Here is a 14443-nt window from a genome sequence, read left to right as displayed (position 1 = left end):
GAAGTGGGGAGGTGGGGGGATGGGGAGGTAGGGAGGTGGGGGGATGGGGAGGTGGGGAGTAAGAGAGTTTTAAGTTCTCTCCGCTGGGTTCCGGGTCGCGGGGGCCCGCGGCGCCGGGCCCCCGGCGGGCCCCGGGGCCCCCGCGCCCGGGGGCCCGGGCCGATAACTTAAAACTCTCTTACTCCCCACCTCCCCATCCCCCCACCTCCCTACCTCCCCATCCCCCCACCTCCCCACTTCTGCCTTTTTGTACGGAGAACTGAAGATTTTGAGAGTGGAGATTTACAAATTATAAATTTACTCTAAAATCTAAAGCCTAAAGCCTGAAATCTATGATGACTACTTTAATCCATCCTACTGCTGTTGTTCATCCTAGTGCCGAACTTCATCCTACAGTTCAAATTGGAGCTTACGCTGTAATTGGGGAGAGGGTGAAAGTTGGTGCAGGAACAGTTATTGGCCCTCATGTTGTGATTGAAGGGCCGACGGAAATTGGCGAACGTAATGAAATTTTTCCTGGGGCGGCGATCGGTCTAGAACCCCAAGATTTAAAATATGATGGCTCCCTAAGTTTGGTGAAAATCGGCAATGGTAACAAAATTCGCGAGTATGTCACGATTAACCGTGCTACTAATGCGGGAGAAGCTACTGTAATCGGTAATGATAACTTACTGATGGCTTATGTTCATGTAGCCCATAATTGCATCATTGAAGACTCGGTAGTAATTGCTAATTCGGTGTCTTTAGCTGGTCATGTCAAAATTGAGTCAAAAGCGGTAATTGGTGGTGTTTTGGGTATCCATCAATTTGTCCATATCGGACGTTTGGCAATGGTGGGCGGGATGAGTCGGATCGATCGCGATGTCCCACCCTTTATGCTAGTAGAAGGCAGTCCTTCACGAGTCAGAAGTCTTAATTTAGTCGGTTTAAAAAGAGCAGGTTTTACTAGTAGTGATATGGCGGATATTAAAAAAGCTTTCCGTCTATTATATCGCTCTGGATTTACTTTAAATCAAGCTCTCGAAGAACTGGAAGAATTAAGCAATAGCCCTCATGTCGAGCATTTATATCACTTTCTCCAACTCTCCCAATTACCAAAACGTCGGGGACCAATTCCAGGTAAATCTCATGCTATAACAACTGAAGATAATTAGTTAAAAGGTGATTAGTTATTAGTCATTAGTCAAGAGAACAAATCACAAGTAGCAAATGACAAATAACAAATAACAAATGACGATTCGCATTTTCATTTCAACTGGTGAAGTTTCTGGCGACTTACAAGGGGCGTTATTAATTAACGCATTAAAGCGCCAAGGGGAAAAATTAGGGCAAGAATTGGAAATTGTCGCTTTGGGTGGTTCCCGGATGACCCAAGCTGGTGCTAAGTTGTTGGGCGATACTACCAAAATTGGCTCTGTGGGTATTCTGGAATCATTACCCTACATTTTGCCGACTCTACAAATCCAAAATCGTGCTAAACAGTATTTACGGGAAAATCCGCCAGATTTGGTGATTTTAATCGATTATATGGGGCCGAATTTGGCGATCGGCAATTTTATTCGATTCGCGAAGCGATCCCTGTGGAAATCGCACTTGACAAATACACCAGTTGTGTATTATATTGCGCCCCAAGTTTGGGTCTGGTCATTGAGCGATCGCGACACGCAACAAATCATCAAAAATTCTGACCTAATACTGGCAATTTTCCCCGAAGAAGCGGAGTTTTTCCGCAAAAAAGGCGTAAAAGCCAGTTTTGTAGGTCATCCGTTACTGGATAAAATGATTGGGGCTCCGAATCGCTCTGCTGCGCGTGCTAGCTTGGGAATTGCGCCGGAAGAAACGGTAATTACTTTAGTGCCAGCTTCCCGACGACAAGAGCTTAAATATGTTTTACCAGTAATCTTGGCGGCAGCGAAAATCCTGCAAGCTAAAATTCCAGAGGTAAAATTTTTGATTCCCCTTTCTCTGGAAGCATTTCGGGAACCGATCGAACAAGCAATCCGAGACTATAACCTAAATATTACCTTGGTAGCTGATAAAAATATCGAAGCGATCGCCGCTGCCGACCTAGCAATTACCAAATCTGGCACAGTAAATTTAGAAATAGCTCTTTTAGAAGTTCCTCAAGTCGTAATTTATCGCGTTAACCGGATTACTGCCTGGATCGCCAAAAATCTCTTAAAATTTGCCATTCCCTTCATGTCACCACCTAACTTGGTGTTAATGAAAGCGATCGTCCCCGAACTACTGCAAGAACAAGCAACAGCCGAAAATATTGTCAAAGAAGCCATAAATTTGTTAACTCCCGCCAAACGCAGCCAAATTTTGGCAGATTATCAAATAATGCGGCAAAGTTTAGGGGAAGCAGGGAAAGTGTGCCAAAAAGCAGCCCAAGAAATCTTCACTCTCCTACCATAGCAGGGGAGCAGGGGGAGCAGGGGAGCAAGAAAACTCTGTACGGGCGGGTTTTGTTGTTAAATCTTCTACTGTGAACACAAATTTATCTGCTAAACCCGCCCCTACAAACTCAAAACTTCCCCAGTCCCCAGTCCCCAGTCCCCAGTCCCCAAAAAAGAAAGATCATATTTCTTTAAGTATTGTTACTTGCAGCGTGGTATGATCTCATCTGGCTACAAACAAAGCCAAAGTCAAATTATAGAACTGGTTTGCGAGTTCCGTTACCTTGACAGACTCATCTCATGAATCCACCCCTGTAGCTATGGATAATTCTCAAGTTGATGCTCCGGCAGAAACACCTAGAGAATCAATGCAGGAATACTATAACCTGCAAAAAGAACTATACATAGTCACCTTGACGACAACAGCGATTATTTTTGTCTCTGTTTGGATTTTTTACGACCTGAACACAGGACTAAATTATTTGCTAGGCGCGTCCACAGGTGTGGTTTACTTGAGGATGTTAGCCAAGAATGTAGAACAGCTTGGCTCACAAAATCGCCGTCTGAGCAAGTCTCGGTTTGCCGTATTTATTGGGTTGATTATACTAGCAACTCAATTGAGTCAGCTACAGGTTCTTCCCATATTTTTGGGATTCCTGACATACAAAGTTGCACTCTTATACCAGATGGTGCGAGCCCTCATGCCGTCCAATCTTAGATAGATTAGGTCAGCGGGGATGCTCGAAAGCTAAATTTCGGGGAAACTTTCCTGAAGGTTAAAATGCTCAGTGACTTCAATTACTTAACTTTTACGCACCTAGCTAGTTTAGAAGTGGGTCATCATTTCTACTGGCAAGTGGGCAATTTAAAACTACACGGGCAAGTTTTTCTCACCTCCTGGTTCGTGATTGCTCTTCTTTTGGTAGCTTCATTCCTAGCTACTAAGAACATCCAGAGAATTCCCGGCGGTATGCAGAATTTTATGGAATATGTTCTGGAGTTCATTCAAGGATTGGCAAAAAACCAACTTGGTGAGAAAGAATACCGTCCTTGGGTGCCCTTTATTGGCACGCTGTTTTTGTTTATCTTCGTGTCCAATTGGTCAGGCGCGTTGATTCCCTGGAGAGTAATAGAACTTCCAGAAGGCGAATTAGCTGCACCGACTAATGACATTAACACGACAGTAGCCTTAGCATTGCTAACTTCCTTGGCGTACTTTTACGCAGGTTTTAGCAAGCGGGGTTTAGGGTACTTTAGGAAATATATCGAACCGACACCAGTCCTATTACCCATTGCGATTTTAGAAGATTTCACCAAACCGCTTTCCCTGAGTTTCCGTCTATTTGGTAACATTCTGGCGGATGAACTAGTAGTTGGGGTGTTGGTGCTACTAGTGCCTTTGTTTGTACCTTTGCCAATTATGGCGTTAGGTTTGTTTACCAGTGCAATTCAAGCTTTGGTATTTGCTACCCTGGCGGCGGCATATATCCATGAGGCTATGGAAGGGCATGGTGGAGAAGAACATCATGAGGAGCATGGTTAGTCCTCATTTAATGGTAGTTTGAGTAGGAAGAGAGAATTGGCATCAAGGAAGTAAATTTCTCATTCCTGGTTCAAAGCTCAAAATCCCAAAATCTGATTTGTTTGTTGTGTAGATTAAGGTAAGTTAAAACATCATGGATCCATTGGTTGCTGCTGCTTCTGTATTGGCTGCTGCTTTAGCTGTTGGTTTAGCTGCTATTGGCCCTGGTATTGGTCAAGGTAACGCTTCTGGACAAGCTGTGGAAGGTATTGCTCGTCAACCAGAGGCTGAAGGTAAGATTCGCGGTACTTTGCTGTTAACTCTAGCGTTCATGGAATCTCTGACCATTTACGGTCTGGTTATTTCTTTGGTGTTGTTGTTTGCTAACCCCTTCGCAGGTTAAGCAGAGTAGGGGCGGGTTTAGCCAAAAGCCTGGAATACCCAGCCATAAGATTAAAATCAAAACCCGCCCATTCTCAAGCGGGTTTAGCCAAAAGCCTGGAATACCCAGCCATAAGATTAAAATCAAAACCCGCCCATTCTCAATGGGTAATGGGGAATGGCAAATTTGAGAGTTGAGATGGGAAATTGAGATTTTATTTGCCATCTCTCAACGGTAATTTGAAATTCCTCCATACCCAATTAAGCGATTTTTTCCTGAATTTATTTTGCTCCCTGGTAGTTTTTGAAACTGTAAAAAATGTTTGATTTCGACGCTACTTTGCCTGTGATGGCAGTGCAGTTTTTGCTGCTGGCGGCGGTGTTGAATGCGGTTTTCTATAAGCCTTTGTCTAAGGCGATAGACGATCGCTCTGCATATATCCGCACTAATGAGGTTGAGGCAAAAGAACGCTTGGCTAAGGCTGAACAATTGGCAAAACAGTACGAAGAACAACTAGCTGTAGCCCGTCGGGAAGCTCAAGGTGTGATTGCTGCTGCTCAAGAAGATGCGAAGAAAATCGCCGCCCAGAAAAATGCTGAGGCTCTTGCAGAAGTGCAAGCTCGATTAGAGCAAACTCGCAAAGAGATAGATGAGCAAAAACAAGCTGCAATGAGTGCTTTAGAACAACAAGTAGATGCTTTGAGTCGCCAAATTCTAGAAAAGCTTTTGGGGCCAAGTCTAGCAAATAGATAAAGCAAATACTTTTCGGCATTGCTGAAATGAGGCTTTACTTAGTGTCAGAAATTAGGCTCTAAGTAAAAAGCGAATTTAGTGAAAAGTGAATAGTGAATAGTGAATAGAAGCAAATTATCCACTATCCACTAAAAACTATCCACTGGATGTATGGAAACTGAGCCGCTATCGATGTGAATGGGTATCATGGAGACTTTCTTATTACTGGCAACAGAAGCTCATTCGGAAGCAGCGGAATCAGGGGGGTTTGGGCTGAATTTGAATTTATTAGAAACCAACCTGATTAACCTAGCTATTCTGATTGGAGTGATATTTTATTTGGGGCGTAAAATCGTTACTAATATCCTGACGGAAAGACGGAAGGCGATTTTAGAAGCGATCGGCGAAGCGGAAGGTCGTCAACGCCAAGCAGCTGAAGCTTTAGCAGATCAACAACAAAAGTTAGCTCAAGCACAGGCGGAAGCAGAAAGAATTAGAAAAGAAGCGGAAACCACTGCTCAAGCGGCTAAAGAATCTATCCTAGCTCAAGCAGCTAAGGAAGTGGAAAATTTGCGGAAGAAAGCTGGCGAAGATTTGAATACGGAAACAGACAGAGTACTCGCAGAGTTAAGACAAAGAGTAACCGAGTTGGCAATTCAAAGAGTAGAATCTCAACTAACTTCAGTTTTGGATGAATCTGCTCAACAAGAATTAGTGAATAATAGCATTGCCCTGCTAGGAGGAAACCAATGAAAGGAAACTTATTTGGTGAAGCAGTAGCAGAACCTTATGCAGAGGCAATGATGTCTGTGGCGCAAAGTCAGGACTTGACAGAAAAGTTCGGCGAAGATGCGCGGGGTTTAATTGAATTGTTGAAAAGTTCACCTGATTTGCAAAAGTTTCTTGGCGATCCGCTGGTTCCAGCTGCTAAGAGAAAGGAAGTAATTCGGCAAATTGTTGGGGATCAAATTCATCCTTTGATGATCAACTTTTTGATGCTTTTGGTAGATAAAAAGCGGATTGGGTTTTTAGAAACAATTGCCAGCGAGTATTTAAATCGGTTGAGAGAACTTAATCAAGCGGTTTTGGCTGAAGTGACTTCGGCTGTGGAATTGAGCGAAGAGCAAAAACAGTCGGTCAAGGAAAAGGTAAAATCCCTATCAGGTGCCCAAGAAGTGGAACTCGCCACTAAGGTCGATCGCGATCTCATCGGTGGCGTAATCATCAAAGTTGGTTCTCAGGTGTTTGATGCGAGTTTGCGGGGTCAATTACGTCGCATTTCTTTGCGCTTGAGTAGCTAATTAGTGGTTAGTGAATAGTGAATAGTGAAAGGTGAAAAACTATCCACTAAAAACTATCCGAACAGTGAAAGGTGAATAGTGAAAAGTGAAAAAATATCCACTAAAAACTATCCACTCGTTTTTAACTGAAGTAAGTAACAACTAACAAATAAGACTTCCATGATCAGTATCAGACCAGACGAAATTAGCAACATTATTCGCCAGCAGATTGAGCAGTACGACCAAAGTGTTGATGTCACCAATGTTGGCACAGTATTGCAAGTGGGAGACGGGATCGCTCGGATTTATGGCTTGGATAAGGTCATGTCTGGGGAACTGTTAGAGTTTGAAGATGGCACTATTGGCATTGCGTTGAACTTGGAACAGGACAACGTGGGTGCGGTGTTGATGGGCGAAGGTCGGGAAATTCAAGAGGGTAGCACGGTTAAGGCTACTGGTAAAATCGCTCAGGTACCCGTAGGGGATTCTCTGATTGGTAGAGTTGTAGATGCGCTGGGTCGTCCGATCGATGGTAAAGGCGATTTGGGTAATACTGAGTTTCGCTTGATTGAATCTCCAGCACCAGGTATCGTAGCTCGGAAGTCGGTTTGTGAGCCGCTGCAAACTGGGATTACCGCGATCGATGCGATGATTCCTGTAGGTCGGGGACAACGGGAGTTAATCATTGGCGACCGTCAAACTGGAAAAACTGCGATCGCAATTGATACCATCCTCAACCAAAAAGAAGAGAATGTGGTTTGTGTTTATGTAGCGATCGGTCAAAAAGCTTCCACCGTTGCTAACGTGGTACAAAAACTGCAAGAAGGCGGCGCAATGGATTACACCATTGTGGTTGCTGCTAACGCTAGTGACCCTGCTACCCTACAATACTTGGCTCCTTATAGCGGTGCAAGTATGGCTGAGTACTTCATGTACAAAGGCAGACACACCCTGGTAATTTATGATGACCTCTCCAAGCAAGCAGCAGCTTATCGTCAAATGTCCTTGTTGCTGCGTCGTCCACCAGGACGGGAAGCTTATCCCGGAGACGTTTTCTATCTCCACTCTCGTTTGTTGGAACGGGCAGCTAAACTAAATGATGAGTTGGGCGGTGGTAGTATGACTGCTCTGCCAATCATTGAAACTCAAGCGGGTGACGTTTCTGCTTACATTCCGACTAATGTAATTTCGATTACCGACGGTCAGATCTTCTTGACTACAGATTTGTTTAACTCTGGTGTTCGTCCGGCAATTAACCCTGGTATTTCGGTATCTCGCGTAGGTTCGGCGGCGCAAACTAAGGCGATGAAACAAGTTGCTGGTAAACTGAAGCTGGAATTGGCTCAGTTTGATGATTTGGCGGCTTTCGCTCAGTTTGCTTCCGATTTGGATAAGGCGACTCAAGACCAATTATCACGGGGTCAACGGTTGCGGGAACTGTTGAAGCAACCTCAATATTCGCCTCTGTCTGTGGCAGAACAAGTTGCTTTGGTATACGCAGGTTTGAATGGTTATATAGATGACGTTCCAGTAGACAAGGTGACTGGTTTCACTGCGGGACTGCGGGAATATTTGAAGACTAGCAAGCCGAAGTATATTGAATTGATCCGCAACGAGAAGAAGTTGGGTGATGAAGCAGAAGCTTTGCTGAAGGAAGCGATCGTAGACTTTAAGAAGAACTTCCTGGCAATGGCTAAGTAATTTCAGATGGGACTGGGGACTGGGGACTGGGGACTAGGGACTGGGAACTGGGAACCAATCCCAAATTATTGTATAAAATCATCCCTAAAAACCCGTTTTCACTACCCTTACCCCAGTACCCTTCTCCCCAGTCCCTAGTCCCTAGTCCCTACTATCCACTAAAATCTAAAATCTAAAATCGGACAATGGCTAATTTAAAAGCAATTCGCGATCGCATTAAGTCGGTTAAAAACACCAAAAAAATCACCGAAGCGATGCGCCTGGTAGCAGCAGCTAAGGTGCGTCGTGCTCAAGAACAAGTTATTGCCACCCGTCCCTTTGCTGATGCTTTAGCTCAGGTTCTCTACGGTTTACAGTCCCGGTTACGCTTTCAAGAAGCTAATTTACCTCTGCTCAGACAGCGGCAAGTTCGTTCTGTTGGGTTGTTGGTAATTACTGGCGATCGGGGTCTGTGTGGTGGTTATAACAGTAATGTCATCAAAAGAGCAGAAAACCGTGCTAAGGAATTGAAAGCCGAAGGAGTAGATTACAAGTTTGTTCTGGTAGGACGGAAAGCGATTCAATATTTCCAACGCCGGGAACAACCTATTGATGCTACTTTCTCTGGTTTAGAACAAGTTCCGACAGCAGCAGAAGCTTCGGCTATTGCTGATGAGTTGTTGTCTTTATTTTTGTCGGAAGGTGTCGATCGTGTGGAACTGGTTTATACCAAGTTTGTTTCGCTGATCAGTTCTCGTCCGGTAATTCAAACTTTGTTACCCCTCGATCCGCAAGGTTTGGAACCTTCAGATGATGAAATTTTCCGCTTGACTACTAGGGGCGGTCAATTTCAGGTGGAACGGAGCAAGGTAACAACTGAAGTTCGCAGTTTCCCCAGAGATATGCTCTTTGAGCAAGATCCAGTACAAATTCTTGATGCTTTGTTGCCGTTGTATTTAAATAACCAATTGTTACGGGCATTGCAAGAATCGGCTGCTAGTGAATTGGCTGCTAGAATGACGGCAATGAACAATGCTAGCGATAATGCTAGTGAGTTGATTGGGACATTAACCCTGTCGTACAATAAGGCACGACAAGCAGCAATTACACAGCAACTCTTAGAAGTTGTCGCTGGTGCAGACGCTCTAGGTTAGGAGCAAAAGCTTTATTTTTAATATTTCAGTTTTCCACCCCCTGGTTGAAAGCGCCTGAAAATACAGGCGCTTTTTTTTGGGGAAAGGTGAAAGGAATAATTTCAATTCCCTAATACTTTGCTACAGATTAGTCTCCGTATCTTAGTTTCAGTCATCTGTAGGAAATGTTTAAAGAGAAACAAATAAAATTTTATCCTTACCTTTTCCCTCTAACCCAGCAGTATTTCAGCTTTATCAGGGCGACGCGCTGAGTTGTGTTTTTTTTCAATTCTTCGTGTCCCCCTGTCTTGTGGGGTGCGTCAAAATCTGTTGGTGTATTTCTAGTTTATTTGCGTCTGGAGCGTCTGGAGCGCCCCCGCATCAGCCCAACAACTTTTCTTTGACTACACCCGTTTCTATGCCCCTGATGTTCGCGTTAGCCTCAATCAGCAAATGATTGAGAATACCCTGTTCTGCGTGGTTAGATTCAGAAGAGCGATCGCCTACTTGTTTTTGTGGCTATTTTTGCCGCCCTTACTGCCAATCTCAGACATGTGTTCTCGGTCTTCACTGACTGCTTCACCCCCTTTCCGACCAATTTCTGCCATGTGTTGGCGGTCTTTACTGACGGTTTCTCCGCCTTTACGTCCCGCTTCTCTAGCCTCTTCTGGGGTAAATTCATGGGCTGTACCCTTTTCATGGGCAGCTTTCCCACCTTTACTAGCAATTTCTCTTTGCTTCTCTTTATCCATTGAGGCGAATCCGCGTTTGCTTTTTTCTGCCATGACTAAACTCCACTTTTTTCAAACCTGGTAATTCGATTATGTCGCTAATTACATCCTAGAAAGGTTCTGAGGACGATCTCTTCTTACTACAGAATTATCTATTTTAGTAGCCTACTCTACCAAATTGAATATGATTTTATGGTGGAGTCCATCTGTTTATAATTTAATCGTAGAAAAGGATAGCGGCTCTGAAGAAAATAGTCGGGTTTGCTAAGAAATGTAACTTGCGTGGAATTAGTACTTAGTCCAGGGAACAGCTTTCCGGTTGTTTTTATCCCCGTGAAAGCCAACTATATTAGACAAATAGCCAAATTTTCCTTAAAATCTTACTCGCAGACCCTTAACACCTGTGTTTATAGTTACTGGTGTATTTATCACTAAGGGGTGTAAGCTAATTATCTTGTAACTTAGACACCTAATTTTACTAAAAGCTTTATACAAACTTCATAATACTTGGGGTGAGCTAGAAAGTCAATGAAGATTTGAAGAAGAAAGTTCGGTGATACTACCCGATTAGGAATTATGCCTTTATGATTTGAATCTGTTACCTAAGTAGTTTCACGGGAATCGAGATTGAAAAAGTTATGATGACACCACCGGGGCTGTGTCCAACGCTTGTTCGTCCAGAAATGTTTAATTCTAGAGTGTATCAGGTGGCTCACCCTTCAACTCATTCTATAATTAAACGATTCATAGATATAGTGGGCAGTATTGTAGGCTTAGTGATTCTGTCAATGGTATTTTTACCGATCGCGATCGCCATTAAGCTAGATAGCCCAGGCCCGATATTCTACACCCAAGAACGATGTGGACTTCAGGGAAAACCTTTTAAAATCCGTAAATTCCGTTCGATGGTATCTAATGCAGAAGCTCTTAAATCCAGAGTCAAAAATGAAGCTAAAGGATTGATATTTAAAAATGAAAACGACCCTCGCGTGACTCGTGTAGGGAATTTCTTGAGAAAAACCAGTTTAGATGAATTACCGCAATTTTGGAACGTTTTAAAAGGAGAAATGAGTTTAGTTGGTACTCGTCCGCCAACTTTTGATGAAGTTTCTCAGTACAAAGAACATCATTGGCGTAGACTAGATGTTAAACCTGGTATTACTGGGTTATGGCAAGTTAGCGGTCGTTCTTCAATCAAAGATTTTGAAGAAGTCGTAGGTTTGGATTTGAATTATCAAAGAAATTGGCATCCTATTTACGACATTTACTTAATTCTTAAAACTATAGAGGTAGTACTTCTGAGAAAAGGTGCTTACTAAAAAATAATTAAGCCAAAGAAAGCTAATACTCACCTTTCTCTGGCTTTTCTGTTTTTCCGGTTCTGATTTGTCAAGTTCCGTTTAGCTCCAAATTCATGAGTACTTCAGTCTAACACCAGCATTTTTGCTATGCTCAATTAACATGGAAATATCTGTGTTTAAGCATCTTACTTGCTGAGTTTTTTTTGGTAATTCTGTGAATTTCTGAAACTGGCAATTATCTAATGTTGCTCCTGAAAAGCTCGCACCATTAAGATCTGCTTCAGTGAAATTAGAGCGACTTAAGTTTGCCCAATTTAATTCAGCATTGGATAAGGAAGCTTGAGTAAAATTGGCGTTAGTGAGGTCTGCACCTGTAAAATTTACTCCTCGCAGTTCAGCTTGTGTAAAATTAGTGCCGATTAAGCTTGCTCCTTGCAAATTAGCACCACTCAACTTTGCTTCACTCAAATTTACCCCGCTTAAGTCAACTCCAGTTAAATCAACACCGTTGAGAAAAGCTCCGGTAAAATTAACGTTTTGCAAAAGTGCGCCTATTAAAGAAGCTCCACTTAATCTCGCCGCAGTTAAATTTGCCCAGTTAAGAATTGCCCCATTAAGATTAGCACTGCGAAGGTTAATTCCAGTTAAATTTGCGCCCGAAAGGTTGGCTTTTGCTAAGTCAGCATTTCTCAAGTTAGCAGCATTAAGATTAGCACCGCTAAGTCGAGCTTTAGTTAATTTTGATTTAACTAGAAAAGCACCATTTAGGTTAGCTTTGGTTAAATCGGTATTTTCCAGATTACCTTCACTTAACTTAACAAAGCTTAAATCTGCCCAGTTTAATAATGCACCACTGAGATTGGATTTAGTCAGAAATGCTTTACTAAGATTTGCTCCGGTAAGATTGGCTTCGGCTAAGTTTACTCCGATTAAAGTTACTCCGCTTAAGTTTACTCCTCGCAGGTCATATCCAGAGAAGTCTCTGTGTCCCATATCATAAAGCCTGAGCATAATGTGACGAGCCATGTTCTGCGAATTCCTGTTGCTAATTTTTCCTCTGAGAAAGTAGGTTTACTTAAGTTAGGTAATAGTCTAGAACAGTAATTTAAGTATTTCGGCCTAAATAAAATTTCTGCTCCAGTAAAACTTCTCTATTTTGTACTGAATTTATTTTTCCCTTTGAAGTTTCAATTTAAACAGATCGCTAAAAAATATTAATTTGGTTGACTTGGGAAAAAATTTAGGCTATTGGTAATCGAGCGGGACATTTTTGTTAGGGAAGGGAACAGGGACGAGATTTTTCTTTCAATTTGTCCCTGCTTGGGTTAATAGCCAAATTTAATACAAAAGAGCTTTTGTCAAGCAAATTTAACAATTAATTTATATTTACTACTGATTCTACAAAAATTACTAGTCAAATGGAAGATCTAAAGTAACAGCAGAGAGTAAAGAATTGTTGCTTTTCCAGAGAGAACGGAGAAGAAGAAAGACAGAAGGCTTCAAGGCAAAAGGTTTCAAGGCAGTTTTGGGTTTTGAGTTTTGCGTGAATTAAATAACCTATATCCCTATCTCTTTGCTCTGTAGAGTAGGTACTTTTAATCACTTTTGTTAACTTGAGGAAGAGATATTTTGATTTCTTGGTTGTAGATAGACAGTATTGGCGTTTAGTAGATTTTTTGTGTGGTTAAGTTATGTTAGATACTTTGGATCTCGAGCTTGCTTTAGATAAAAATACTTATCGCACTCAAATTGAAGCTTTAATGCGACAATTGCGATCGCTGCAAAAAGCCTGTTGGGACACAAAACAACCAATGGTAGTAGTTTTAGAAGGTTGGGCAGCGGCAGGTAAAGGCGCTTTAGTGAAGAAAATGGTCGGCTATATGGACCCCAGAGGTTTTGCCGTGCATCCAATTTGGCCTCCCAGTGTCGAAGAACAGAAGTATCCTTTTTTATGGAGATTTTGGAAACAATTACCAGCCCGTGGCAGCATTGGGATTTTTTATCATAGCTGGTATATTCACGTACTGGAAGATCGGTTGTTTGAACGGGTAGAAGCGGCGCAGGTACCGATGGTGATGCAGCATATTAATGCTTTTGAGCGTCAGTTGGTGGATGATGGAGTAGCGATCGCGAAATTTTGGATTCACTTGAGCCAAAAAGAACTGAAAAAACGCCTGAAAAAATACGCTTCCAACTCTTTGGAATCTTGGCGAGTGCGTCCCGAAGATTGGCAACAAGAGAAAAACTACGATCAGTATGTTGCCCTAGCCGAAGAAATGCTCATACATACTAGCACTGGCTCGGCTCCCTGGACTTTGGTTGAAGGTGACTGTCAACGCTGGGCGAGGGTGAAAGTTTTAACGCAACTGGTGGCGACAATTACGGAAGCACTCGATCGCTTGCACTGTCAAGTTCCGCCTCCTTCCCTTCCGCCCCAAGAACATCTGAGCCCCGGTGAACCAAATTTATTAGCGCAGGTAGATTTAACCCAAAATTTGTCGAAGTCAGAATACAAAAAACAACTCAGTCGGGAACAGGTCAAACTGCGAAAGTTACAATTAAGTATTTACGAAAATGAGATCCCGGTTTTAATTCTCTTTGAAGGTTGGGATGCTGCGGGAAAAGGTGGGGCAATTAAGCGACTTACTGATATTCTCGACCCTCGCAGTTACAAGGTTAATGCCTTTGCTGCACCCACTGACGAAGAAAAAGCCCATCATTATTTGTGGCGTTTTTGGCGACGCTTACCAATGGCAGGAACTATTGGCATTTTCGATCGCAGTTGGTACGGTCGAGTATTAGTTGAACGAGTCGAAGGTTTTGCGACAGAAAATGAATGGCGACGCGCTTATCAGGAAATTAATGAGTTTGAAGCTCAGTTAACCAGTGATGGCTATGTTGTGGTGAAGTTTTGGATACATATTAGCTCAGAAGAACAAATGAAGCGATTTGAGGAACGGCAAAACGACCCATTTAAGCAGTATAAACTGACGGAGGAAGATTGGCGCAATCGAGAAAGATGGTCTTTATATGAAGTAGCTGTAAATCAAGCTATTCAACGCACTAGTACTCCTACCGCCCCTTGGACTTTAATTCCGGCGAATGACAAGTACTTTGCCCGTGTTAAAGTAATTCAAACTGTCAGTCAGGCGATCGTTCGAGAGTTGAAACGGAGATAATTGTTATTGGTCATTGGTAATTTGTCATTTGTCTTTCGTTATTAACGCCAATTGTTAATTATTTTTAAAACCTATAAATGACAAATGACAAATGACAAATGACT

14 protein-coding genes are annotated in these 14443 nt (G+C 42.6%); 12 read left to right on the top strand and 2 right to left on the bottom strand.

Annotated elements, in window-relative coordinates:
* The first annotated feature begins 335 nt into the window (after positions 1-335).
* The 10 genes from lpxA (at position 336) to ACE1B6_RS11105 (ending at position 9149) form a co-directional block, all read left to right on the top strand.
* Entirely contained in the window at positions 336-1154 is an 819-nt protein-coding gene (lpxA, locus tag ACE1B6_RS11150; protein ID WP_413257298.1) for an acyl-ACP--UDP-N-acetylglucosamine O-acyltransferase, read from the top strand.
* Between the two features lie 82 nt (positions 1155-1236).
* Positions 1237-2418: a lipid-A-disaccharide synthase gene (gene lpxB, locus ACE1B6_RS11145; RefSeq protein ID WP_459563008.1), complete on the top strand. Its 1182-nt coding sequence runs from the start codon at positions 1237-1239 to the stop codon at positions 2416-2418.
* Positions 2419-2683: 265 nt separating this feature from the next.
* Positions 2684-3121 (top strand): ATP synthase subunit I, encoded by a 438-nt coding sequence (locus ACE1B6_RS11140; protein WP_413257295.1) that lies wholly within the window; start codon positions 2684-2686, stop codon positions 3119-3121.
* A gap of 59 nt (positions 3122-3180) precedes the next feature.
* Positions 3181-3942, top strand: a complete 762-nt coding sequence (atpB, locus tag ACE1B6_RS11135) for a F0F1 ATP synthase subunit A (RefSeq protein ID WP_413257294.1) — start codon at positions 3181-3183, stop codon at positions 3940-3942.
* A gap of 133 nt (positions 3943-4075) precedes the next feature.
* A complete protein-coding gene (atpE, locus tag ACE1B6_RS11130) occupies positions 4076-4324 on the top strand; it encodes an ATP synthase F0 subunit C (RefSeq protein WP_193984998.1) in 249 nt (82 codons plus the stop codon).
* Between the two features lie 297 nt (positions 4325-4621).
* Positions 4622-5056, top strand: coding sequence for a F0F1 ATP synthase subunit B' (locus ACE1B6_RS11125; RefSeq protein WP_413257293.1), 435 nt, complete (start codon positions 4622-4624; stop codon positions 5054-5056).
* Positions 5057-5233: 177 nt separating this feature from the next.
* Positions 5234-5788 (top strand): F0F1 ATP synthase subunit B, encoded by a 555-nt coding sequence (locus tag ACE1B6_RS11120; RefSeq protein WP_459563006.1) that lies wholly within the window; start codon positions 5234-5236, stop codon positions 5786-5788.
* The gene (atpH, locus tag ACE1B6_RS11115; RefSeq protein ID WP_413257291.1) at positions 5785-6336 is read left to right on the top strand and encodes an ATP synthase F1 subunit delta; all 552 of its coding nucleotides are present in this window, start codon (positions 5785-5787) and stop codon (positions 6334-6336) included. The genes ACE1B6_RS11120 and atpH overlap by 4 nt, the downstream gene beginning before the upstream one ends.
* 159 nt (positions 6337-6495) lie before the next feature.
* Positions 6496-8016 (top strand): F0F1 ATP synthase subunit alpha, encoded by a 1521-nt coding sequence (atpA, locus tag ACE1B6_RS11110; protein ID WP_413257290.1) that lies wholly within the window; start codon positions 6496-6498, stop codon positions 8014-8016.
* Positions 8017-8201: 185 nt separating this feature from the next.
* Positions 8202-9149: a F0F1 ATP synthase subunit gamma gene (locus ACE1B6_RS11105; protein WP_413257289.1), complete on the top strand. Its 948-nt coding sequence runs from the start codon at positions 8202-8204 to the stop codon at positions 9147-9149.
* A 482-nt stretch (positions 9150-9631) separates the two neighbouring features.
* Here the strand turns inward: ACE1B6_RS11105 and ACE1B6_RS11100 are convergent, their stop codons facing one another.
* Positions 9632-9913 (bottom strand): KGG domain-containing protein, encoded by a 282-nt coding sequence (locus tag ACE1B6_RS11100; RefSeq protein WP_073593807.1) that lies wholly within the window; start codon positions 9911-9913, stop codon positions 9632-9634.
* A gap of 629 nt (positions 9914-10542) precedes the next feature.
* Between ACE1B6_RS11100 and ACE1B6_RS11095 the strand changes: the two genes are divergently transcribed.
* Positions 10543-11178 carry a sugar transferase gene (locus tag ACE1B6_RS11095; RefSeq protein ID WP_459563007.1) on the top strand — a complete coding sequence of 212 codons (636 nt, stop codon included), beginning with the start codon at positions 10543-10545 and terminating at the stop codon, positions 11176-11178.
* A gap of 93 nt (positions 11179-11271) precedes the next feature.
* On the opposite strand, the gene ACE1B6_RS11090 is transcribed toward ACE1B6_RS11095, so the two are convergent.
* Positions 11272-12186: a pentapeptide repeat-containing protein gene (locus tag ACE1B6_RS11090; protein ID WP_413257287.1), complete on the bottom strand. Its 915-nt coding sequence runs from the start codon at positions 12184-12186 to the stop codon at positions 11272-11274.
* Between the two features lie 665 nt (positions 12187-12851).
* Here ACE1B6_RS11090 and pap point away from each other — a divergent pair.
* Positions 12852-14339 (top strand): polyphosphate:AMP phosphotransferase, encoded by a 1488-nt coding sequence (gene pap, locus ACE1B6_RS11085; protein WP_413257286.1) that lies wholly within the window; start codon positions 12852-12854, stop codon positions 14337-14339.
* Positions 14340-14443 lie beyond the last annotated feature (104 nt).

This window comes from Floridaenema fluviatile BLCC-F154, from assembly GCF_041929135.1.
Taxonomy (GTDB): domain Bacteria; phylum Cyanobacteriota; class Cyanobacteriia; order Cyanobacteriales; family Aerosakkonemataceae; genus Floridanema; species Floridanema fluviatile.
Note: the sequence above shows the minus strand (reverse complement) of the source record. Positions and strands in the feature narration are given on the sequence as shown.

Bases quoted from the DNA above. Each gene is read 5' to 3' on its own strand.
- lpxA (WP_413257298.1), top strand. From the start codon at position 336: ATGACTACTTTAATCCATCCTACTGCTGTTGTTCATCCTAGTGCCGAA.
- ACE1B6_RS11125 (WP_413257293.1), top strand. From the start codon at position 4,622: ATGTTTGATTTCGACGCTACTTTGCCTGTGATGGCAGTGCAGTTTTTG.
- atpA (WP_413257290.1), top strand. From the start codon at position 6,496: ATGATCAGTATCAGACCAGACGAAATTAGCAACATTATTCGCCAGCAG.
- atpB (WP_413257294.1), top strand. From the start codon at position 3,181: ATGCTCAGTGACTTCAATTACTTAACTTTTACGCACCTAGCTAGTTTA.
- ACE1B6_RS11120 (WP_459563006.1), top strand. From the start codon at position 5,234: ATGGGTATCATGGAGACTTTCTTATTACTGGCAACAGAAGCTCATTCG.
- ACE1B6_RS11090 (WP_413257287.1), bottom strand. From the start codon at position 12,186: ATGGCTCGTCACATTATGCTCAGGCTTTATGATATGGGACACAGAGAC.
- ACE1B6_RS11105 (WP_413257289.1), top strand. From the start codon at position 8,202: ATGGCTAATTTAAAAGCAATTCGCGATCGCATTAAGTCGGTTAAAAAC.
- pap (WP_413257286.1), top strand. From the start codon at position 12,852: ATGTTAGATACTTTGGATCTCGAGCTTGCTTTAGATAAAAATACTTAT.
- atpH (WP_413257291.1), top strand. From the start codon at position 5,785: ATGAAAGGAAACTTATTTGGTGAAGCAGTAGCAGAACCTTATGCAGAG.
- ACE1B6_RS11095 (WP_459563007.1), top strand. From the start codon at position 10,543: ATGTTTAATTCTAGAGTGTATCAGGTGGCTCACCCTTCAACTCATTCT.
- ACE1B6_RS11100 (WP_073593807.1), bottom strand. From the start codon at position 9,913: ATGGCAGAAAAAAGCAAACGCGGATTCGCCTCAATGGATAAAGAGAAG.
- atpE (WP_193984998.1), top strand. From the start codon at position 4,076: ATGGATCCATTGGTTGCTGCTGCTTCTGTATTGGCTGCTGCTTTAGCT.